The 24,517-nt window shown below is 40.2% G+C and carries 15 protein-coding genes and 2 rRNA genes; 2 read left to right on the forward strand and 15 right to left on the reverse strand.

Annotated features, from left to right (window positions below; genetic code table 11):
• Positions 1 to 30: 30 nt before the first annotated feature.
• From aspS to thrS, 10 genes are all read right to left on the reverse strand, one after another.
• Entirely contained in the window at positions 31 to 1,431 is a 1,401-nt protein-coding gene (gene aspS / locus AL022_RS01110; protein ID WP_014934394.1) for an aspartate--tRNA(Asn) ligase, read from the reverse strand.
• A 43-nt stretch (positions 1,432 to 1,474) separates the two neighbouring features.
• The gene (locus AL022_RS01115; protein WP_014934395.1) at positions 1,475 to 2,461 is read right to left on the reverse strand and encodes an ABC transporter ATP-binding protein; all 987 of its coding nucleotides are present in this window, start codon (positions 2,459 to 2,461) and stop codon (positions 1,475 to 1,477) included.
• 4 nt (positions 2,462 to 2,465) lie between these two features.
• Entirely contained in the window at positions 2,466 to 3,458 is a 993-nt protein-coding gene (locus AL022_RS01120; protein ID WP_014934396.1) for an ABC transporter ATP-binding protein, read from the reverse strand.
• A gap of 2 nt (positions 3,459 to 3,460) precedes the next feature.
• Positions 3,461 to 4,321, reverse strand: coding sequence for an ABC transporter permease (locus tag AL022_RS01125; protein ID WP_014934397.1), 861 nt, complete (start codon positions 4,319 to 4,321; stop codon positions 3,461 to 3,463).
• 7 nt (positions 4,322 to 4,328) lie between these two features.
• The gene (locus AL022_RS01130) at positions 4,329 to 5,270 is read right to left on the reverse strand and encodes an ABC transporter permease (protein WP_014934399.1); all 942 of its coding nucleotides are present in this window, start codon (positions 5,268 to 5,270) and stop codon (positions 4,329 to 4,331) included.
• Between the two features lie 143 nt (positions 5,271 to 5,413).
• A complete protein-coding gene (locus AL022_RS01135) occupies positions 5,414 to 7,159 on the reverse strand; it encodes an ABC transporter substrate-binding protein (RefSeq protein ID WP_014934400.1) in 1,746 nt (581 codons plus the stop codon).
• A gap of 240 nt (positions 7,160 to 7,399) precedes the next feature.
• A complete protein-coding gene (lpxA, locus tag AL022_RS01140; protein WP_014934401.1) occupies positions 7,400 to 8,170 on the reverse strand; it encodes an acyl-ACP--UDP-N-acetylglucosamine O-acyltransferase in 771 nt (256 codons plus the stop codon).
• Positions 8,157 to 9,584, reverse strand: coding sequence for a bifunctional UDP-3-O-[3-hydroxymyristoyl] N-acetylglucosamine deacetylase/3-hydroxyacyl-ACP dehydratase (locus AL022_RS01145; RefSeq protein WP_014934402.1), 1,428 nt, complete (start codon positions 9,582 to 9,584; stop codon positions 8,157 to 8,159). The genes lpxA and AL022_RS01145 overlap by 14 nt, the downstream gene beginning before the upstream one ends.
• Positions 9,585 to 9,650: 66 nt before the next feature.
• On the reverse strand, positions 9,651 to 10,646 hold the full coding sequence (lpxD, locus tag AL022_RS01150) for a UDP-3-O-(3-hydroxymyristoyl)glucosamine N-acyltransferase (protein ID WP_014934403.1): 996 nt from the start codon (positions 10,644 to 10,646) through the stop codon (positions 9,651 to 9,653).
• 110 nt (positions 10,647 to 10,756) lie between these two features.
• On the reverse strand, positions 10,757 to 12,679 hold the full coding sequence (gene thrS / locus AL022_RS01155; RefSeq protein ID WP_014934404.1) for a threonine--tRNA ligase: 1,923 nt from the start codon (positions 12,677 to 12,679) through the stop codon (positions 10,757 to 10,759).
• Between the two features lie 38 nt (positions 12,680 to 12,717).
• Between thrS and AL022_RS04635 the strand changes: the two genes are divergently transcribed.
• Positions 12,718 to 12,843, forward strand: a complete 126-nt coding sequence (locus tag AL022_RS04635) for a hypothetical protein (RefSeq protein ID WP_256364577.1) — start codon at positions 12,718 to 12,720, stop codon at positions 12,841 to 12,843.
• Positions 12,844 to 13,421: 578 nt separating this feature from the next.
• Here the strand turns inward: AL022_RS04635 and AL022_RS01160 are convergent.
• The 3 genes from AL022_RS01160 to AL022_RS01170 form a co-directional block, all read right to left on the reverse strand.
• Entirely contained in the window at positions 13,422 to 15,908 is a 2,487-nt protein-coding gene (locus tag AL022_RS01160; protein ID WP_014934407.1) for a bifunctional UDP-N-acetylmuramoyl-tripeptide:D-alanyl-D-alanine ligase/alanine racemase, read from the reverse strand.
• Between the two features lie 127 nt (positions 15,909 to 16,035).
• Entirely contained in the window at positions 16,036 to 17,673 is a 1,638-nt protein-coding gene (groL, locus tag AL022_RS01165) for a chaperonin GroEL (RefSeq protein WP_014934409.1), read from the reverse strand.
• 55 nt (positions 17,674 to 17,728) lie between these two features.
• Positions 17,729 to 18,007, reverse strand: a complete 279-nt coding sequence (locus AL022_RS01170) for a co-chaperone GroES (protein ID WP_014934410.1) — start codon at positions 18,005 to 18,007, stop codon at positions 17,729 to 17,731.
• 358 nt (positions 18,008 to 18,365) lie between these two features.
• On the opposite strand from AL022_RS01170, the gene AL022_RS01175 reads away from it, so the two are divergent.
• The gene (locus AL022_RS01175; RefSeq protein ID WP_014934411.1) at positions 18,366 to 20,762 is read left to right on the forward strand and encodes an alpha-ketoacid dehydrogenase subunit alpha/beta; all 2,397 of its coding nucleotides are present in this window, start codon (positions 18,366 to 18,368) and stop codon (positions 20,760 to 20,762) included.
• 242 nt (positions 20,763 to 21,004) lie between these two features.
• Here the strand turns inward: AL022_RS01175 and rrf are convergent.
• Both rrf and AL022_RS01185 read right to left on the reverse strand, forming a co-directional pair.
• Positions 21,005 to 21,116 (reverse strand): 5S ribosomal RNA (gene rrf / locus AL022_RS01180).
• 94 nt (positions 21,117 to 21,210) lie between these two features.
• Positions 21,211 to 24,110, reverse strand: a 23S ribosomal RNA gene (locus tag AL022_RS01185).
• Positions 24,111 to 24,517 lie beyond the last annotated feature (407 nt).

Consider the following 24,517-nt stretch of genomic DNA (forward strand, 5'->3'; position numbering starts at 1 on the left):
GGTATGATCACATCACAATACATAGCGTTATTAAGGATACAACCGTTTAGGATCACGCGGAAATAAGCTGCTGTAACGTACATCTGGTAACCCTAAAAAACATTTTAACATCCGTTCTAGCCCCATACCAACGCCTGCATGAGGCGGCACTCCATATTTAAATGCATTCAAATAATGATCTAGGGTAGTGGGCGCTATGCCGAGCTGCGCAACGCGTTGGGATAAACTAACGTAATCATGTATCCGCTGTGCACCGGAAAGGATTTCTACACCTCGTAACATAAAATCATAGGCATGGGTATATCGGCCATCATTTGGGTCAACCATGGTATAAAAGGGACGGACACTAGATGGATAATGGGTAATCACATACAAATCTGTATGATACTTTTCTTTTACAATAACACCTAGCTGCTTTTCATCCTCCTTAGATAAATCGTCGAAATCTCCTCTTTCTTTGCCATAGGCCTTTAGAAAGGAAACGGCATCTGGAAAAGGTATAACGACCAATTCTGATGAAAAAGTTAGTGGGAGCAGATTAAAACAAGATCGTATAATAGCGATTTCTCGATGGTATTTCTTACTTAATGTATCAAACAGATCCAACAATAGCTGATATACTAGATGGACTACTTCCATATAGCTCTGATCGATAACCATCTCAAGGTCAACGCCTATAAACTCTGTAAGATGTCTATTGGTGTCTGAGTTTTCGGCACGAAAAACAGGACCTATTTCAAATACCCGTTTGAAATCACCCATAATCGCCATTTGCTTATACAACTGGGGACTCTGTGCCAGACAAGCAGGTTTACCAAAATAGTCTACCTTAAATACATCTGCCCCTCCCTCAGAGGCCCCGCCTATTAACTTGGGTGTTTTAATTTCTATAAACCCATGGTTTCGTAAGTAGGACTGTATGTAAAAAAGCATACCATCATTGACTCGAAAAATAGCTTGTGCCAAATCGGTACGCAAATCTAATATGCGATTATTCAATCGTTTTACATAGCGAATAGAGGAAAAGTCTTGACTTTCAGTTTTTTGATCTTCTTTAATTGCTGCCTCTTTGAGTGTAATGGGTAAATCTAGTACAGATCTGCTGAGTATCGTATAACCGATTATAGCTAATTCAATCGATTGTTGAGAACAAGCCGATACAGGCTGCTCCGCACAATAAATTGTACCGATTAGCTCAATAAAAGATTCGTTTTCAATTTTACGCAATAGATTATAGTCTTCTATAGATAGCTGACCATCAGTGCCTTCTTTATTTTTTACTAGAACGGCCTGCAAGGTATCGATACCATCTCGTACAATCAAGAATAATATACGTCCACAATCTCTTTTGGAAAAGACTCTTCCTCTCACTCTAACTACTTCTTGATGATTTAAAATAGAAAGATTTTTTAGCTCTGAGCGTTGATACATAATATTTTATCATCTGATTTTAAACTATAAATAGATTAAATATTTAATCTATCTCTGGAAAATGACAAGCTACTTGATGATTTTCCCCGCCTATTTTAGCCAATTCTGGCTGGATATAGCTACATTTTTCTACAGCCTTCCAACAACGTGGATGAAAACAGCAACCTGTAGGCAGGTTCCTTGGGCTAGGAATATCTCCTTGCAAAATAATCCGTTCCTTGCTCTTGGATGGATCCATAGTAGGTATAGCAGAAAAAAGCGCTTTCGTATAGGGATGTGTAGGGTTTTTATAAACTTCTGCTGCTGGGGCAGCTTCTACAATCTTGCCTAAATACATTACGGCAACCTGATCAGCTATAAATTCTATAACCCTTAAATCATGTGAAATAAAGAGATAGGTTAACCCTAGTTCTTTTTGCAAATCCATTAAAAGATTAATAACCTGAGCTTGTACGGAAACATCTAATGCAGCAATGGCTTCATCACAAACGATAAAAGTAGGTTCAACGGCTAATGCCCTTGCTATACAAATACGTTGGCGTTGTCCTCCAGAAAGTTCATGTGGATATTTGTACAAAACAGTGCTAGGCAACTGGACATAATCCAATAGTTGATAGATGCGCTTGGTAGATGCTGCTTTTCCATCAGCCATATGGTGAATCTGTATAGGTTCTGCTAGGATTTGGTGGATAGCCATCCTAGGATTTAAAGCAGCATAAGGATCTTGAAAAATAATTTGCATCTTTTTCCGCATGCTGCGCATCTGGCGCGCACTACAATGGGTAATATCTACCCCATCAAAAATAATACGTCCACTAGTAGGCTCAAGCAACCGCAAAATAGTTCTACCCAGTGTGGTTTTACCACAACCGGATTCGCCTACTAAGCCTAGTGTTTCCCCTTTATATAAAGTAAAACTTACATTATGCAGCGCAGATACTTTACCAATGGTATGGCCTAAGAGATGATGGCTTACCGAAAAGGTCTTACAAAGGCGATCCACTTCTAATAAAATTTCTTTATGTTGCATAGCTTTAATCTTTAGCAATCGCTTGTAAGGGATAAAAACAGGCCACAGAATGGCCACAACTGACTTCTTGAAGCGGTGGTTTACTTGCCCTACATAGCTCTTTTACATAAGGACAACGGTCTTGAAAAGGACAACCTATAGGCAGATCAGACAAAGCAGGCACTACGCCACTAATCGTACGTAGTCTTTGGGGACGACTACCATCAGACAAAGGAGGAATTGCATCCAATAACGCCTGTGTATAGGGATGTAATGGAGCATTAAAAATAGTTTCTACAGGGCTTTTTTCTACAATGCTACCACCATACATGACTACTACCTCATCACATGCGTCAGCTACTATGCCAAGATCATGGGTAATCAATATAATGCCCATTTTCTTTTCCGCTTGCAGTCTTTGTATGAGATCGATAATCTGGGCCTGGGTCGTTACATCTAAAGCAGTAGTCGGTTCATCTGCAATTAATACGGCGGGGTTACAAGCCAATGCAATCGCAATCATCACCCGTTGACGCATGCCACCTGATAGCTGATGTGGATAGTCCAACATGCGCTGATGGGGAGCGGGTATGCCGACTCGTGTTAACAACTCTATACAACCTATTTTTGCTTCTTTGGGTGCAACCTGTTGATGCAACTGAATGGTTTCCATAATCTGCTCACCAATGGTAAAAACTGGGTTGAGCGCCGTCATAGGTTCCTGAAAAATCATGGAGATACGATTCCCACGTATCTCTTGCATCTCCTTTAGTGAAAGTTGTAAGATATCTTTTCCTTCTAGCAAAATGGCCTGTCCGGTAATGGTACCAACAGGCGGTTCAATCAAACGCATCAGTGAAAGGGCCATAGCGGACTTACCAGAACCAGATTCTCCAACAATGGCTAGTGAACAACCTGAAAAAAGATCAAAGGAGACATTATTAACCACTGTGACCCTATTTTTACCAGTGGTATACTGCGTCATTAAGTTTCTAACTTCAAGAATTTTTTCCTCCATGCCTATCGACCTTTTAACTTTGGATCTAATAGATCCCGCAATGTATCAGCTAAAATATTAAACACAAATACCAGTAAAAATATGGCCATTGTGGCAAAAAAAAGCTCCCACCAAATACCTCTTACTAACCCTGTTTTGGCATCATTAATCATAATGCCCCAACTAGGCTTGTTTTGAACGCCAATCCCCAAGTAAGAAAGAATGACCTCATGTTTTATAGCAGTTTGAAAAACCAAAGAAAACTGATAAATGGTTAAGGGTAGTATATTGGGCAATAGATGTACAAAAATTTTACGGGCACTACTAGCGCCAATGGCTGAAGCTGCTTGGATGTATTCTCTAGATTTATGGCGGATTACTTCAGCACGTATCAAACGACAGGTCTCCGTCCATTCTGTTACAACCAGTGCAATACAAATCGTGCGCATACCTTTTCCCAATACTAAGGCAACGACCATCAATAAAATTATAGTGGGAATAGCCGTTACAACTGTATAAAGCCAAACGACACATGTATCTACTACACCACCAAAATAAGCGGCTACTATACCAAAAGTAGCGCCAAGCAAAACAGCACCTAACGCTACTACAAATCCAACCGTCATGGCTACTTCGGTACCATGTAAAATCTTAGCCAAAACACTCCTACCTAAGACATCTGTACCAAAATAATGGAGCGCATTAGGGGATTGATACGCCTCCCCCACTTCTCTATGCCAATCAGCGCCTAGCCATCCTACTTTAGTACCTACTGCTACGAGCACATAGCCCAATAAAATTACAAAACAAAAAAGGTTTAATTTTTTACTTATTAAAGCCTTTGCATTACAACCAAATTGATGAAGCAGATTACGTTTATACATACTTATACTACAATTTTATACGCGGATCCACTAAAGTATACAAAACATCCCCTACTATGTTACAGAAAACACTAAGTACCGCAGTTATTATAGCAACGGCTTTAATCATTGGAAAATCACAAAGGTTTACGGCATCTATTACAAGATTACCTAGTCCTGGGATGCTAAAAAAATTCTCTATCACTACAGATCCAAATAGTAAAGATGGAAAATCTTTTATCAAGGTTGTCAGAATAGGCACCATGAGGTTTTTAAAAACATGCTTAAATAAAACAACTTCTTCTGACAATCCTTTTGCCCGTGCAGTACGTACATAGTCTTGATAAACTTCATCTAACATAATGGTTCTATAAAACCGATAGTTATAACAAAAATGAAGCAATACCAGAATAATGGTTGGCAAAATAATGTAGGGGACACAGGCGAAAAAACCATTTTTATAACCCATTATTGGAAAAATTTTTAATTTACAAGCAAAAAATACCTGACCAACTAGAATATACACCAATATAGAAATGCTACTCATCACCATGCAACCGATCACTAAAAGGCGGTCCCAAATGGTTCCTTTATATTGGGTCATCCAAAGGGAAACATATATTAATAAACCATTTCCTATCAAAAAAGAAGGTAGTGTAACTGTTAAAGAGACCAGTCCACCTTGTTGAAAAGTTTTTAAAATAGGCTGCTTGGTAGCCCAGGAGGAACCAAAATTAAAGGTGAAAGCAGATTGCAGTACCTCACAATACTGGAGATACCAAGGTCTATCTAAGCCTAGTTGATGGCTAAGTGCAGCCATAGCTTTCGGTGTAGCATATTTACCCAATAAGATAAGGGTAGGATCTTCTACAAGCATGTTAAAGATCACAAAGACTAAAAAAGTAACACCTACGATAACCGAAAGCGCATAGAGCAACTTTCTTAAGAGGTATACAAAAAAAGAGATCATAAAAATAGAAGTGATGATTTACACTTCGGGTAAATAATCGCTTCTATCTACCTACACTACATCAATACAGCATTAAAAATAAATATATAAAACTGAAGCGCTATTGTATACCCGAAGGTAGGATATACCTAAATTAGGTAAGATTACTTGGTAGCTTTAACCTTTTCTGCCATATCTACTGCGATATATGCATCTAGAGATCCAGAAAAGTCATTACAAGGCACATTGTTAACCCAGTTGTAATATAACATTTGAAGAGAAGGATGGACCGCACAAATCATAGGTACTTCCTCTGCTACCATTTTATTCAACTCTACATACAAGCGCTTTCTTTCTGCCTCGTTGACGGTTTGCATAGCTTTATGTAACAACCCATTAAATGTAGTATTTTCATAGTGCAAACCAGCTAATTTCTTGTCCATAATTATATCAAAAAAAGTAGAAAGATCAGGATAATCAGAACACCAAGTTAACATATGCATCATAGTAGCTCCTTTAGTAACTTTATTAAGTAATTCTGTCCAAATATTGGTTACTACCTGAACTTGTATGCCAATATGGGCCATACATTGGGCAAAAAATTCTGCTTTATCCTTAAAACTTGTTTCTGGGCGGATATCAAGTGTAACAACTGGGAATCCTTGCCCACCTGGGAAACCTGCTTTAGCCAAATATTCTTTTGCACGCTCCAGATTATAGCCATATGGATCCTCCAAGCCATTGGCATTATCCATTAATAGAGGTGGCACTAGAGATTGTGCTACCTGCGCAGTACCTTTATAAAACTTTTGATTATAAGATACTCTATCAAAAGCCATAGACATGGCCTGCCTTACATAAGAATTTTTAAAAATTTCATGGCTATGATTATAAATAAATAACTCAGTTCTAGCAGCCGGAACTTGCTCTAAGACCAATCTTTGTTTGCTCCACTCTGGTAAAAGTTCACCTTTTGGTCCGGTAAGGCCTAATATAAAACTGGCATCGCTAACGTGCTGCATATCAATCTCCCCATTTTTCATTTTTAACCAACGTGGCTGGTCTTCCACAATAATATCGGTGACAACTTTATCTACCAAAGGTAACCTTTTACCCGCATAGCGCTCTATTATAGGTCTATATAACGCATCTCCTTCAGCAGGGAATAATACTTCCCTGAAAGTGGGATTCTTGACAAAGGTCAATTGCTTGGCTTGCGGATTAAACCCACCCTCTAGCATAAAAGGACCTGTACCCACCGGATGGTTTAAAAATTCAGAGCCATAATGCACCACCGCCTCCTTAGCAACCACAAAAGCAATCGGCATAGCTAAAAAATTCAAAAAAGTTGCACAAGGTTGCGTAAGGGTAATCTGCAGGGTATAATCATCCAATGCTTTTAACCCTTCTACCTCTTGCGCATAATCTGCCTGCTCTTTCCATGCATCCAATCCTTTGATTTTGCCATCTATCAGAGCAAGATAAGGGACTGTATTTTTAGGATCTACCACTCTTTTTAAACTAAAAACAAAATCAGCTGCTTTGAGTTCCCTACCTTTTCCATTTCGGAAACAGATATCATCTTGAAATATGACAGCCTTCTTAATTTTAAAAGTATAAACCAAGCCGTCTGAAGAAACAATAGGCATTCCCTCAGCAAGATTGGGTACCAACTGAAACGGTCTTTTAAAGCAATGATAGGTATATAACCCTTCATATATCTTGCTAATTACCTCAAAAGAACTCAAATCTTGAATTCTTAGTGGGTCCGTACCATTAATGGAACGCACAGATATGTTGTTTAAAGTGGGGGTAGCAAGCAACTGCTTCTTTTTGTTATACTCTTGATAGTAGATGGTACCAAATACCCATACAGCCATCAATAATAATATTGTTCGTTTACTAATCATAATTTTGTATAATATTTGTAATTTTAGTATTTAAAATTAGTAGGCCAATCCTAATGATGAAACGGCATCGAAAAGGTTGACAATAAAATTTTAGCTTACAAGGCATAAGCAATAAATTCATAATATTTTACGCAATTTAACTTATTTTAGCGTAAGAAACAACCGATGACCTGTTTTTTAGCTTATACTTAATAAACAGAAGATTATGACGTTCTCTGGAATGCAAGCTCCTTTTCCGACTCATATTAGATTGGTCTTTTTTACAATTCCTTTGGGACTATTGCGTATAAAAGAGAGCACCATCTCTTTTTCCTTAGAATCGATCACTTGGTTCACGACTGCTTCTAATGCCAAGGGCAACAACAATTGGCTATGATAGATCAAACGGTAGATATGGCGTATCGTATCGGCTTGTTCTTTTGTAAAACTATGCCGTTGTAATGCGATCAGATTGATGCCACAATAGCGCAAAGGTTCTCGTGCTACTTTAATAAAAGGTGGGACATCCTTACGCACAATACTTTTAGAAGCGACCATGCTATAGGCCCCTACCTGCATAAACTGATGAACCGCTGCCATACCACCTATTACGGCATGGTGATGGAGTTGGACATGACCTGCCAACTGTGCAGCATTAGTAACGGTTACATGATCTTCAACGATACAATCATGCGCCACATGCACATACGCCATGAGTAATACATGCGCACCTATAATCGTATCACCCAAAGTGCCTCTATTAAGGGTGACAAATTCACGTATAACGGTATGATTCCCCACTTCTACATAGGTTTTCAAGGTGGTTGACTTGCGACCCTGTGCTACGGCACCAATTACTGCACCTGGAAAAATTTGGCAATGCTTCCCTATACGACTTCCAGACATAATGGTCACATGAGGCCCTATATATGTACCCTCACCTATGACTACATCTTCCTGAATCGTTACAAAATTGCCTATGGTTACCGATTTGCCCAGCGTAGCACTGGGATGGATATCAGATTGCTTCATGTTGTTTGACCATTTGAGCCAATAAAACTGCCTCGCACGCCAAATTTTCACCTACAAAAATGCGTCCTTTTACCTTTGCAATGGCTACAGAGTGTTTTTGTGTCGTACTAAATTTTATATCTGTCAGCAATACACAATGTAATACTAGGCTATCTCCAGGCACCACCATACGACGAAATTTACAGCCATCAATGGCAAGAAAGTAGGTTAGATATCGTGCGGGATCTGGTACTTTATCCAATGCCAATATACCACTTGTTTGGGCCAATGCTTCTACCTGAAGAACGCCAGGCATAATAGGTGTACCAGGAAAATGGCCTTGAAAAAAGGGCTCATTAATGGTTACATTTTTAATCGCAATCACATGGTCGTCACCTAATTCCATAATCTTATCTACCAATTGAAAAGGATAACGATGGGGTAGCATTTTACTAATTTGTGCTACATTCAACCGGGGCGTAGCGTGTAGGTCACAAATGGGGGGGGCTTTGACGGACTGTCTCAACAAGTGATTTTTCAAAGCAGCCACAAAACGTATATTGGCCCCATGACCGGGCTGATGGGCAACGAGTTTCCCTTGCAAAGGCCTACCCAATAAGGCTACATCACCGATAAGGTCTAATAATTTATGACGCGCTGGTTCATTGATATAGCGTAAAGCAGATAGACTGGAGGGACTAGGGGTTACTAAATTTTCAACTTTTTTACCAGATAAGTGGGTAACTTGCTGTAACTGTTCTGTAGGGTCGGTATGATCAGAGAAAATAACCGCTTTGGTAGGATCTCCTCCCTGCAACAATCCCTTCTGATACAAGGCAACGATTTCATCCAAATAGATAAAAGTGCGGGCAGCGGCTATTTCTTGTTTAAAATGGGCTAACGTGAAGAGGGTTGCATATTGATGGCCGATGGGCCATCTATTGTAGGAAATGGTTGCATGCAAGCTATAATCTGTATCAGGATAAAGTGTATAATGGCTGCCTGTATCAGGGTCATCATAGACAAATTTTTCCTTGATGGTAAAAAACTTTTGTGATGCTTCTTGTGGTAACAGACCTGCTTCTAATAAAAGTTTTACAAAACCTAACGCACTACCATCTAAATCTGGTACTTCCGGCCCATCTAGTTGCATACAAATATTATCCACTTGCAATCCTGCTAGCGCGGCTAGCCAATGTTCTACCGTAGCCACTTGTACTTGATCTTTTTCAAGCATGGTCCCTCTTTCTGTTGCGACTACATGGGCTACGCAGGCTTCTATAATAGGTTGATTGGGGAGGTCAATCCGTTGAAATTGTATACCGGTATCAATTGGCATAGGGGTTAATATGCCCTTAATTTTTTTTCCCGTATGGAGGCCAATGGCTTCAAAGGAAATGATACGTTGAATGGTCTGTTGTAGCCGTTGCATCATAAATATTTTAAAAAATTGTATGGAAAATGCTTTGATCCATAAAAAAGTATCATCTACATGCGTTTGCTACTTTTTTGATGGTGCAAGTTTTTTAAACCTGGCATAACAAGCTAAGAATTTTTTATTTTCAAAAGCAGGTGTACCGGAAAGGTTAATATTTCCTTTTGGAAAAGAACGGGTAATACCGGCTCTACCAACTGCTGTAACATGATCACCCAACTGGAGGTGGCCCGCTACACCTGTTTGACCACCCAACTTACTATAATCCCCTACCCTAGTAGATCCAGCAATCCCCACTTGTGCCGCAATACCCGTATGTTTCCCTATGTGAACATTATGGGCAATTTGCACCAAGTTATCTACCTTAGTGCCTTTTCCTACTATGGTACGCCCTACGGTAGCTGCATCTATAGTAGTATGGGCACCAACTTCTACATCATCCTCCAATAAAACATGGCCAACTGAGGGAATACGTTTGGCACTGCCATCTGCATGGGTTATAAAACCAAAACCAGGGCTGCCAATGACTGCGCCCGCATGGATGGTACATCGACTACCTATTACGGTATAAGGGGCTATTTTGGCACCACTATAGAGTATGGTATCATCGCCAATGGTTACATAATCTCCTACATACACATGTGGATAAATTTTTACCTTTGTGCCTATCACTACATGGTGACCAATATAGGAAAAAGCGCCTCTGTAAACATTTTCCCCTACTGTAACCTGCCTCCCTATATAAGAAGGAAATTCTATGCCCCATTTCGGAACCATTTTTTCTTGGTATACTTCCTCTATAAGGGCACAAAAACAGCGGTAAGGATCCTCCACCTTTATCAAAGTAGCGGCTACGGGTACAACTGGCTTGAAATTTTGGGGAACCAAAACAGCTGTGGCTTTGGTTTGATAAAAAGCAGTAGTGTATTGCGGACTTGAAAAAAAACTAAGCCCTCCTGGGCTTCCTTCCGCCAATGTACAGAGATGGGTGAGGACCGCATCGACACCACCCATCTGCTTCGCACCAAATCGCTTTACCAATTCTGGTATGGTCCATTGCATGGTTTTACATTTTTATGGTATAAAAATTGCTAATAACTAAATAGGGCTAAAACATTTATAATGGCTAGCACTGATGTGCACAACCATTATTAAAATGGTACAGCCGGTGGCTAGCTTATACTACAACTGGCTATTGTAGCCAATTCTGCACGAATCTGCTGAATAAAATCATTTAGAGCCATACTAATTTGGTTGTTTTGTTTTCGAATGGCAACGGTTTCATCTGCCATTTCTTTTTCGCCAACGACTAATATATAAGGAACTTTGCGTAAAGTAGCTTCACGAACTTTTTTGCCAATGGTTTCACTTCGGATATCTAAGACAGTACGTATCTCATTTTCCAATAGTTTCTGGTGGACCACTGTAGCATAACTGGCATATTTATCGGAAAGGGATAAAACTACTACTTGTTCTGGCGCTAGCCAGAGTGGAAATTTGCCCGCTGTATGCTCTATTAAAATGGCTATAAAGCGCTCCAATGAACCAAACGGAGCACGATGGATCATAACAGGCCGATGCTTTTGGCTATCGGCCCCCATATAGGTTAGATCAAAGCGAATAGGAAGCTGGTAATCCAACTGCACCGTACCCAATTGCCAACTACGCCCCAAGGCATCTTTTACCATAAAATCAACTTTTGGTCCATAAAAAGCAGCTTCCCCTAGGGCAACGGTAGTTTGCAAACCCTTCTCTTGGGCAATGGCTTGAATTGCTGCTTCTGCCAGATCCCAATCTTGCGGATCCCCCATATAGGTATGGCTATTGGGATCTCTAAAAGAGAGTTGTGCAGTATAGTCCTTAAAACCAAATAGACCAAATACATAGCGTACTAAATCAATTACTTTGGCAAACTCTTCTGGTACTTGGTCTGAACGGCAGAAAATATGGGCATCGTCTTGGGTAAAACAGCGGGTTCGGGTCAATCCATGCAAGGCACCATGTAATTCATAACGATAGACCGTCCCAAATTCTGCCAAACGTATGGGTAACTCTTTATACGAACGGGGGGCACTGGTATAAATCTCACAATGATGGGGACAGTTCATAGGCTTTAGAAGGTATTCTTCCTCAGCGGTACGAATGGGTTGAAAGCAATCGGTTTGATATTTTTCATAATGGCCAGAGGTTATATAAAGTGCCTTATGGCCAATATGAGGGGTAACAACTGGCTGGTATCCCCGTTTGATTTGCTCTTTTTTAAGAAACTGGACCAATGTATCACACAATAGTGCCCCCTTAGGCAACCAAAGGGGTAGACCCAGTCCTACCTTTTCAGAAAAGGTAAAGAGGCCAAGTGCTTTTCCAATTTTTACATGGCTTCTTTTTTGGGCTTCTTCTCGTCTATGTAAAAAATCAGCTAGTTCTTTTTTAGTTGGGAAGGTGATGCCATAGATACGGGTGAGCTGTTTATTTTTTGTATCCCCCCGCCAATAAGCGGCTGAAACATTTAAAATTTTAACTGCTTTTATCCATCCAGTATGGGGCAAATGGGCCCCCTTACATAAATCAGCAAAATCACCTTGCTGATAAAAGGTAATGGTACCTTCTTCGAGTCCTTCTAATAGCTCTAATTTATAAGGATCTTTTTTTTTAGTAAAAAAGGCAATGGCTTCTTGTTTGGAAACGACTCGACGGACAAATGGATCCTTGCGCTGGGCCAGTCTCATCATCTCTCTTTCTATGGCTGCTAGATCTAAGCTATTTGTAGGATAAGGTCCTAAATCGACATCATAATAGAATCCTTCTGCAATAGGAGGACCTATGCCAAAAGTAACACCTGGATAACATATGGACAATGCTGCAGCCAAAAGGTGGGCAGAAGAGTGCCAAAAGAGCTGCTTGCCTGCTTCATCTTCCCATCTAAGAAAATGGAGGGTAGCATCTACCTCAATAGGGCGCGTAAGGTCATAAACGAGGCCATTTACCTGAACCGCTAAGAGATCAAGGGTTGCGCCAAATTGTTGGGCAATGGCTAAGCCAGTAATCCCTTTGGGAAATGACTTTGTTTGACCATCCATTAAAATATGAATCATTTTATTCTATTAGCTGGTAATATACAATGGACTATGCGATGGCTATAAAAGTTGCACTGCAAAAGGTAAACATAAGCAATGCGCTACTGCTTTTTTTGTTTGATAAAGTAATAGGCCACAATCATACGCTAGGTAAAAAATTACTAAAAGAAAAGCAACTTTAGAGCTGGAAAAATAGAAGGTATACCTGTGGTAGCCTTCACTAAAGGGTTTGGTACGCTATCTCCAACCGGTGCTTTTTGACCGCAATCTTTTGCAAGCGCCTCTTTTATGCTGGTTGAAATATAATAGTACAAATGACTGAACCAATGCATTTTGTTTGATTAAAAAGGGTTGTACTCAGTATAGCTACACTACTGCATAAACCAAAGAGGTCAATACAAACAGAACCACTATAATAAAATAGGGAACATTATGTTCCCTATTCCTGTATAGGCCTTTAAAAGGGTTCCTTAAGATAGGAAGCCTATCGTTAACGCCTTGGCGTGGCCTAAATAGATGGTTAGGTAGGGCTAGCTGCTACTCAATAATTTCATTATCTCAATGTTATAGGCAGCAGATGCATAAGAGAAAGCAGAATTTCCGGATCTATCCATTATTTCCTTCTTTGCCTTTTTAGCTATCAACTCCCTAGCAGACTCTATATTATTGTGTATTACTGCTTCCTTTTTTGTTGACTGGCAACTATAATGGTAAGAAAAAATAAATACCATTCCAAATGGAAGGGACTAGAAAATAGATATTAAGTATAATACACACGTTTTACCCTTTGGCTTATTTGGGTGAGTAATTCATAAGAAATAGTACCCAACCGTTCGGCTAGCCTATCTATTGGATGTTCCGCACTAAAAATAATCACTTCATCACCACGTTTTAACGCTAGACCTGTGACGTCTACCATCGCCATATCCATGCATACATTACCTATAATAGGACATTCATGTCCTTGAATAACCACAGTGGCTTTGCCGCACCCAAATGATCTGCTTAAACCATCTGCATAACCTATAGGTATGATGGCAATCGTCATCGCTTGTGTAGCGATGACTTTGCGATCATAGCCTATGCTATCGCCTTTTTGAATAGACTTGACCTGTGAAATGGTGGTTTTAAGCTTGCTGGCTGGTAATAGATGGGGCTGTATGGTTTGATCAACCCCTACACCATGTAAGCCAATGCCTAGTCGTACCATATCAAATTGAAATTGTGGAAAACGTACGATACCATTGGTGTTTAAAAGATGTTTCAAAGGCTTTATAGCCAGATGTTCTTCTATATATTGCGCCATTTTTATAAATCTTTCTGCCTGCACGAGGGTATATGCATCGTGCAGGTCTGCTTGTGAAGCAGCTAAATGGCTAAAAATACTTACTACATGTAGACTGGGGATTTGTTTCAACTGCTCTATGAGCTGGTCTAGCTCTGTTGCTGCTATACCCAAACGGTGCATGCCTGTTTCTAATTTAAGGTGAATGGGTATGGATTGGACCGATCTTTCTGCCATAAAACAAGCCAATGCATCTAATAATGGCAAGCTGTATATTTCTGGTTCTAAATGATGATCTAAGATGGCATCAAAATGATCATCGGTTGGATTCATCACCATAATCGGCAAAGTGATGCCTTTTTGGCGCAAACAGATGCCCTCGTCCATATAGGCGACCCCTAGGTACTCCACACCATGGCGCTGTAGTACAGCAGCTAGTTCAAAGTTGCTGCTACCACTGCCGTAGCAGGAAGCTTTTACCATAGCCATAATTTTAGTGCCTACGTTTAGTTGTCTTCTAAAGTAAGAAAGGTTATGTCTGATCGCATGCATATCGATCTCTAAAATGGTTCCATGGTTGTTTTGTTCTATTGTTTGCACCACCCGTTCTAATCGAAACGTACGTGCGCCCTTTGCTAAGATGGTTTCATCTTTAAAAGATGGCTTTTGTGCCAAATAATCTTCTATACCATTAAAAAATATCGTTTCTGGTATAGGAAAAAGCGTTTTATACTGGGATATAATGGGGCCAATACCGATCAGCCGATGGATGGTATGTTGGGCCAATAAGGCAGCTAGTTCCTGATATAGTTGGTCATCAGGTGTAGCAGATTGTAGTATATCAGTTAAAATAGCGGTTCGTTTCATTGGCTGTTGTTGTTGCATAAAATCTAATGCAATGCTTAGGCTGACCATATCATTGGTGTAGGTATCATCTATGATCTGGCATCGATGGATGCCCGCTTTAAGGGTCATACGCATCGGTATGGAGGTAAGCTGGAGCAGTGAACGTTGCAGTGGTCCGGGATCAAATCCATTATCTAATAAGTAGACCAGACAATGGGTTATATTCTCTATGGAAGCCTTATCCCGAAAAGGAATTACAAAAGTGTTGCTTTGGGTGGTTGTAGTAATGTATAGGGTGGTTTGGTTGCTTAGCCGTTTGTAACGAACCTTATAATCGGCTTTTTGGTTATGAAAAGACCAATTTACTAATATTTTTGTCTTACCATATAGCTGCACCATGGCTAGATGAATCAGCCGATGGTCTTTACAATAATAAATAGTTGTACAGCTGGCAAACAATTTTATTTTCTCTTCAACTTTTTGCATGATGTTTTGAAACCCTTGGCTGTGCGCAGGGCCAATGTTGGTAAAAAGCCCATGCGTCGGTTGAATTAGTGGGGCTAATTTAGCCATTTCACCTGTTTGCGCAATACCTGCTTCAAAGATACCATATGCATGGCTGGGTTGTAATAGGCTTATTGAAAGTGGTACGCCAACCTGAGAATTGTAACTCTGGGGGTTGCTAACCGTTTTATACTTCCTGGATAAAAATTCATGCATCCATTCTTTTACAATCGTTTTGCCATTGCTACCGGTAATGCCCAATAGCGGTAACTGATATTTTGAGCGGTAAAAAATAATAAATTGGTGTAAAGCTTCTAAGGTATGGGTTACTTGTAGGATATTGACTCCATGGAGTTTTTCTATGATAGCACAATGGTATGGATGGGCGACAACAAACTGGCGTATGCCTTTTTCATAAGCTGCTGCTATATAATTGTGTCCATCGTGGTTAATGCCTACAATGGCAAAAAAAATAGGGAATGGGGTAGTGGGTTTATTTCTGCTATCTATGATTAATTCTGTTATGGGGAAATTAGCTGCTTTAACGATTACTTGGCCATTTGTAACCACTACTAAGTCACTGAAGTAAGCCAGCGTGTGATGAAGATGCATGGTTGACTAAATGGAGTTGTATAGGCCAAATAACAGTAGCATGAGGGAAAAGGCTTGAAGGGAGCAAGGTGATCGGTTGGATATCGATCACCTTGATTGGACCAATAGATGGCTGTCAACCAATAGGTTACATCATGCCACCCATTCCACCACCCATTTGAGGCATAGGAGCAGGCTTTTCATCTTCCGGATCATCTGCTACTACACAAGCCGTTGTCAGTAAAAGAGAAGCAATAGAAGCTGCATTCTCTAACGCTAATCTGGTTACTTTAGTTGGATCAATAATCCCTGCCTTATACAGATCTTCAAACACATCTGTACGCGCATTGTATCCAAAAGAATCGGTACCTTCTTTTACACGTTGGACCACTACAGATGGCTCACCGCCTGCATTGGCTACAATGGTGCGCAAAGGCGACTCTAGTGCAAGTCTCAAAATTTTGATACCTGTTTGTTCATCTTCATTTTCTACAGCTAGGTTATCTAATGACCCAGAGGTTGCTGCACGCAACAATGCAACGCCACCACCTGGCACAATACCTTCTTGTACAGCAGCTCTTGTTGCATGCAATGCATCATCTACACGGTCTTTTTTTTCTTTCATTTCTACTTCTGTAGCTGCACCAATATACAAAATGGCTACACCACCAGATAACTTTGCCAAACGCTCTTGGAGTTTTTCTTTATCATAATCAGAAGTAGCATGTGCTATTTGTGCCTTAATTTGGGCGATCCTCGCTTCGATATCTTTCTTATTTCCACCACCATGTACAATAACGGTACGATCTTTATCGATATTGATTTTTTCTGCAGTACCCAAATAGTCCAAAGTAACACTTTCCAGTTTGCAACCTTTTTCTTCTGCAATTAAATTACCGCCTGTAAGTACGGCAATATCTTCTAACATTGCCTTTCTTCTATCACCAAAACCAGGTGCCTTCACAGCGGCTACACGTAACACACCTCGAATTTTATTTACAACAAGGGTAGCCAATGCTTCGCCATCTATATCTTCGGCAACGATTACCAACGGTCTTCCACTTTGAGAAACGGCTTCTAAAATAGGAAGCAGATCCTTCATAGTAGAAATTTTCTTATCACAAATCAGGATATAAGGATTGGAAAGCTCTACTTCCATCTTTTCTGTATTGGTTGCAAAATAAGGAGATAGATAGCCCCGATCAAATTCCATTCCTTCCACTACCTTTACTTCTGTTTCTGTACCCTTTGCTTCCTCAACTGTAATCACGCCATCTTTACCTACTTTTTCCATAGCATTTGCAATCATTTTACCGATCTTGGAGTCGCTATTAGCGGAAATAGTGGCTACTTGTTCTATTTCTTTAGAATCATTTATTTTTTTAGAGATTTCTTGTAGCTTCTTAACAACGGCTGTTACACCTTTGTCTATACCACGCTTGATGTCCATCGGATTAGCGCCTGCAGCCACATTTTTAATACCATGTGTAAAAATAGATTGAGCCAAAAGTGTGGCAGTAGTAGTACCATCTCCAGCGCTATCCGCTGTTTTAGAAGCTACTTCTTTCACCAGTTGTGCACCCATGTTTTCTACAGGATCTTTTAGACTAATTTCTTTTGCTACTGATACACCATCTTTGGTCACACTAGGAGCACCAAACTTTTTATCTAAAATAACATTCCTACCTTTTGGACCTAGGGTAACCTTCACTGCATTGGCCATGGTATCAATGCCTCTCTTTAGCTTCTCGCGTGCTTCTGCATCAAAAATTATATTCTTTGCCATTGTATATTAGTTTAATAAGGTTATAAGAATTTAATTGATTATGTATACTATCAAATTAGGTAATAGCATAAATATCTGATTCTTTCATAATGAGATAGGTTGCACCATCTATATCTAACTCTGTACCACTATATTTGCCATAAAGCACCTGATCCCCTACTTTAACCGTCATAGGTTCATCTTTCTTACCTGGTCCTACTGCAATCACTTTTCCTTTTTGAGGTTTTTCTTTAGCGCTATCAGGAATAATAATTCCGCCAACTGTTTTTTCTTCAGCTGCTGCAGGTTGTACTAGAACCCTATCAGCTAATGGTCTTATATGAACTTTGCTCATAACTTATATATTAATAATAATGGTTGATCGTATACATCTACATTAAGCTATGTGTACAACATGCGAACTTGCTTGCACACATTTTAATCTGACTTATACTAAAGCAGATTTCATGCCAAATGGCTTAAATAGATCAAATTATAAAGTATAGATGAACAGATGCTGACAATTAGTCAGTGTTTAGCCAGCATGTAATGATAGCCATATTCATTCAACGATGTTATAAAGACGTTTCAGGCTACACAGTGATTATATAATTCATAACGATAAGTAATGATTTTGGATAAAAAGCATCTAAATTTACAATGGTATATTTTTAATTTAGAATCTAGTAAGTGGTTTGCACTACAAAAAGCATATGTTAAACGCCTTATCCATTACGCCTACTGACATACTGCATGACTATCGAATAGCTTGTGAGAGCAGAGCAGCAAGTGTCTTAGCACGGAAAGAAGTCTTTGCAGGAAAGGCGAAATTTGGTATTTTTGGAGATGGTAAAGAGGTAGCTCAACTAGCTATGGCTAAATATTTTCAAGCTGGGGATTGGCGTGCGGGGTACTATAGAGACCAAACTTTTATGTTTGCGATTGGTGCACTGACTTTGCAACAATATTTTGCCCAATTATATGCACATACTTCTATAGAGGCTGATCCGGCTTCTGGGGGGAGAATGATGAACAGCCATTTTGCAACAAGATTTATAGATGGAGCAGGCAATTGGTTGAATCAACTCACCCGTAAAAACGTTTCCGCTGATCTATCCTGTACGGCCTCACAAATGCCCAGATTATTGGGACTAGCCTATGCTTCTAAATTATACCGAGCTACTGATTTTCACAACATACAAAAAAAATTCTCTTATAAAGGGAATGAAGTGGCTTTTGGCACCATTGGTGATGCAAGTACTTCAGAGGGTATGTTTTTTGAAACCATTAATGCAGGTGGGGTTTTACAAGTACCTATGTGTATTTCTATTTGGGATGATGGATATGGTATCTCTGTTCCCCAACCCTATCATACTACTAAGGGAGACATTTCTGCCGTTTTAGCAGGCTTTAAACGGACAAAGGGAAAAACTGGCTATGAAATATTTGTTGCGAAGGGGTGGGACTATCTAGCTTTATGTCACACCTATCATCAGGCGGTAACCATCTGTAGAACCGAACATGTGCCTGTATTGATTCATGTTAAAGAACTTACCCAACCACAAGGCCATTCTACATCTGGCTCTCATGAACGGTACAAGTCGGCAAAACGATTAAGATGGGAAAGGGCATATGACTGCCTACCAAAGATGGCAGCATGGATGATAGAAAGTGGCATAGCCAATGAGGAGACACTCCAAAACATTGCCTTAGAAGCAGATAAAAAAGTAAAAGTAGCGCAGCAAGCTGCATGGCATGCCTCTATCCATGACCGCAACCAAGCAAAAAATGAGCTACTTGCTTTGTTAAACGATATTGTATTGCCCCAAGAAATAGCAGACACGAGCGAGTGGTCTACTATTATGGATACCCTAACTGCACAACCCCATCTCCGTTACTTAGATATCAGTCAAGCAATAGATAAAGCCCTCTATACATTACGGGAGATACCTTATGTCCATAAAAAGGGTCTACTGGCTTGGTGGCACAAAAATATAAGAAACAACACAAACAGATTTAGTAGCCATCTTTATAGCCACTCTAGAAGTGCTGCTTTATATGTAAAAGGAATACCTCCTATTTATACAGACCATCCTTCACAGGTAGATGGTAGAGAAATATTATGTAGTTGTTTTAAATCGTTATTAGCGCGTGATGGTCGTGTTTTTGCGATTGGACAAGATTTAGGAAAAATAGGCGATGTAAACCAGGGTTTTGCAGGTCTACAGCCGCTATATGGTCCACTAAGGGTAACCGATGCCAGCATTCGAGAGTGTACTATGATCGGTCAAGGCATTGGTGCAGCCATGCGTGGGCTAAGACCAATCGTTGAAATACAATATTTAGACTATCTTCCTTATGCTTTACAAATTATACAGGATGATTTAGCTACACTGCTATATAGAACGAAAGGAGGACAAAAAGCACCTATGATCATTCGGACAAGAGGCCACCGACTAGAGGGTATTTGGCATGCTGGTTCTTATATATCGAGCATTATGCATGCCATAAGGGGGATCTACCTACTAGTGCCCCGGAATATGACCCAAGCAGCTGGTTTTTACAATACTATGATGCGTTCAGATGACATTGCTTTAATCATTGAGTGTTTGAATGGTTACCGCTTAAAGGAGCCTATGCCTAATAATGTAGCAACCATGGCCATACCGATAGGTGTACCAGAACTACTTCGTGTAGGCAAAGATGTGACGATTGTAACCTATGGTGCGATGTGTAGAATTGTTTGTGCTGCAGCGGATAGACTCTCAGATTTAGCCATTGAATGTGAAGTCATTGATGTACAGACTTTATTACCTTTTGATATACATCATAGTATTGTACAATCTTTGGCAAAAACGAATCGTATTGTTTTTGCAGATGAAGATGTCCCAGGCGGTACAACTGCCTATATGATGCAACAAGTATTGGAAGAGCAGAAGGGTTACGCTATGTTGGACGAAGCACCGATAACGATTAGCAGCAAACCACATCGCCCAGCCTATGGAGACGATGGAAACTATTTTTCTAAACCTAACGTAGAAGAAGTAGTCAGTAAAATATATAGCATGATGCATCAAGTGGATCCCTTGTGCTATCCAGCTATTTTATAGCTAAATTTTAAATTCAAAAACCAAAATAATCACCTGAGCGCTGGACTAGATTTTAATTTTTGAGTTTAAAGAAGCTCCTTTGTGTTTTAAATTTAGGGAATTAAAAAATAACCCGAACAACCAAAGGAGCCAATTATGGATGTAGACAAATTAGTATATGGCGTTCCCCAATTAATTTCCAGGTGTATATATAAAAAAAGTGCTGTGCAGCTAATAAATACTGCACAGCACAAAAAAATAAAAGATGGCAACTACCTACTCTCCCGCGTATTACCGAAGTACCATCGGCGCTGCTGGGCTTAACTGCTCTGTTCGGAATGGGAAGAGGTGCACACCAGCGCTTTCGTCACCTTTATTTTTAATTTCTAACAAAGCATTATATTATTTATTACTTATCTAATACTTTGCAAAAGTAATTGACTACTGTAAAAGCAAAATCAAGAAGAAAAACAAGAAACATTCGGGTAATTAGTATTGCTTAGCTTTGCCATTTCTGACTTTACACCTGCAACCTATCAAGGTCATCATCTTTAACCACCCTTATTGAAGTCTCATCTTGAGGCGAGTTTCGTGCTTAGATGCTTTCAGCACTTATCTCTTATAAACGTAGCTACTCAGCAGTGCAACTGACGTCACAACTGATACACCAGAGGTTTACCCAACCCGGTCCTCTCGTACTAAGGTCAGCCCCTCTCAAACTTCTAACGCCCGCAATAGATAGAAACCGAACTGTCTCACGACGTTCTGAACCCAGCTCGCGTGCCACTTTAATGGGCGAACAGCCCAACCCTTGGAACATGCTTCAGCTCCAGGTTGTGACGAGCCGACATCGAGGTGCCAAACCTCCCCGTCGATAAGAGCTCTTGGGGGAGATCAGCCTGTTATCCCCAGAGTACCTTTTATCCTTTTAGCGATGGCCCTTCCATTCGGAACCACCGGATCACTATATCCGTCTTTCGACTCTGCTCGACTTGTTTGTCTTACAGTCAAGCACCCTTATGCTATTGCACTCTACGTACGATTACCATCCGTACTGAGGGTACCTTTGAAAGCCTCCGTTACTTTTTAGGAGGCGACCGTCCCAGTCAAACTACCCACCAAACACTGTCTTCTTTTTCAAAAGAATTAGATAACACATAAATAAAGGGTGGTATTTCAACGGCGGCTACTTACGTAGCCTCCCACCTATTCTACACATTATTTACATATTATCAATGTTAAGCTATAGTAAAGGTTCATGGGGTCTTTTCGTCCCATTGCGGGTAGACGGTATCTTCACCGCCACTCCAATTTCACCGAGCTCGTGGCTGAGACAGTACCCAGATCGTTACACCATTCGTGCAGGTCGGAACTTACCCGACAAGGAATTTCGCTACCTTAGGACCGTCAAGGTTACGGCCGCCGTTTACTGGGGCTTCTATTCAGAGCTTTAATTTTACAACTTGACTCCTCCTATTAACCTTCCAGCACCGGGCAGGTATCAGACCTTATACTTCATCTTTCGATTTTGCAAAGTCCTGTGTTTTTGGTAAACAGTCGCCTGGGCCTTTTCACTGTGGCCTATTGCCCCCCTTAAAAAGGGGAACAATGAGGCACCCTTTCTCCCGAAGTTACAGGGATATTTTGCCGAGTTCCTTGGCCACGAATCACTCGAACACCTTAGGATATTCTCCTCAACTACCTGTGTTGGTTTACGGTACGGTTAGCTAGCACTTAAAAACGATTAGAGGCTTTTCTTGGAAATATGATTAGGGTCATTATCTACGCTCCTGAAGGATTGCAGTACTATTACTTTCGACAGGTATGGTGGATTTGCCTGCCACACCTATATCTACGGGCTTTAACCTTCTAAATTCGTCAGAAGGCAGACCTTTCACTCTTTCGTCCCCCCTTCTCTGTTACTAGCTAGTATCGGAATATTAACCGATTTTCCATCACTTACGCCTTTTGGCTTCAGCTTAGGGACCGACTAACCCATGGATGACAACCATCGCCATGGAAACCTTAGTCTTACGGTGTAATGGTTTCTCACCATTATTTTGGTTACTCATGCCTACATTTTCTTTTCTAATCAATCGACTAAGCATCACTACTTAGCTTCAGCTTTATTAGAATGCTCTCCTACCCCTTACTACCTAAAGCAGTAAGGCCATAGCTTCGGTAATATACTTAATGCCCGTTTATCATCGACGCTTTGTCGCTCGATCAGTGAGCTGTTACGCACTCTTCAAATGAATGGCTGCTTCCAAGCCAACATCCTGACTGTCTAAGCAACTAAACCTTCTTAGTTCAACTTAGTATATATTTGGGGACCTTAGCTGATGGTCTGGGTTCTTTCCCTCTCGGACTAGGACCTTAACGCCCTAGCCCTCACTCCTAAGCAAAACTGATAGTATTCGGAGTTCGTCTGGACACGGTAGGTTACCCCCCTAGTCCTATCGGTAGCTCTACCCCTATCAGTATAAACTTAAGGCTGTTCCTAAAAACATTTCGGAGAGTACGAGCTATCTGCCAGTTTGATTAGCCTTTCACTCCTACCCACAGCTCATCCAAGGACGTTACAATATCCACTGGTTCGGTCCTCCACGTTGTTTTACCAACGCTTCAACCTGGCCATGGGTAGATCACTGGCTTTCGCGTCTAACTCTTCTGACTCAACGCCCTATTCAGACTCGCTTTCGCTTCGGCTTTTTCTTTCAAAAGAATTTACCTCGCCAGAAAAGATTAACTCATAGGCTCATTATACAAAAGGCACGCCGTCATTTTAAAAAAAAACTCCGACTGCTTGTAAGCGTATGGTTTCAGGAACTATTTCACTCCCTTATTCAGGGTACTTTTCACCTTTCCCTCACGGTACTTGTTCACTATCGGTCTCTTAGGAGTATTTAGCCTTACCGGATGGTGCCGGCAGATTCAGTCAGCCTTTCACCGGGACTGACCTACTCAGGATACTAACCAACTTAATACCTATTACCTTGACAGGGCTTTCACCTTCTATGGCTTACTTTTTCAAGTAATTTAAGTTCTTGATATTAAGTTGCATGGCTAGTCCTACAACCCCATAACAGCAGAAACTGCTATGGTTTGGGCTAATCCACGTTCGCTCACCACTACTTATGGAATCACTATTTGTTTTCTTTTCCTCTGGATACTTAGATGTTTCAGTTCTCCAGGTTTACTTCCTTTAATAATAAAAGATACCCTATCTAAATGATAGGGTGGGTTGCCCCATTCAGAAATTTGCGGATCAAATCGTACAACCAATCCCCGCAACTTATCGCAGTTTATCACGTCTTTCATCGCCTCTAAGAGCCAAGGCATCCCCCATACGCCCTTATTTATTTCTTACTCGCTCTTGAAATAGAGATACGCTAAATTTCTAAAAAGAAATTTAATCTACCTTATTTTGCTTTTACAATAAGTCAAAGAACATTTTTAAAATGACACATTTTTATTTTATGTTTCTGCACTTTTAATGCTTTTAACACTTTTATATTTTTACCTGCGTCGAATCGTAATACAAAGGTATAACTTTTATTTAAATCCGCAAATATTTTTCTCAAATAAAAGATGTTTTTAGGGATATTAAGTTATTACAATAGTAAACATTGGTCCAACCATAAAACCACAGCAGATTTTTATAGATTTTTTAGCTTGTTTATGTGTGTAACAATTAGTCCTTAAACTTAAAAAGTGGTGCTATTGCACCTATAGAGAACCTCCACAGAGCTATCGAGACATTACTCGATTCTATA

This window comes from Cardinium endosymbiont cEper1 of Encarsia pergandiella (genome assembly GCF_000304455.1).
Classification (GTDB): Bacteria; Bacteroidota; Bacteroidia; order Cytophagales; family Amoebophilaceae; genus Cardinium.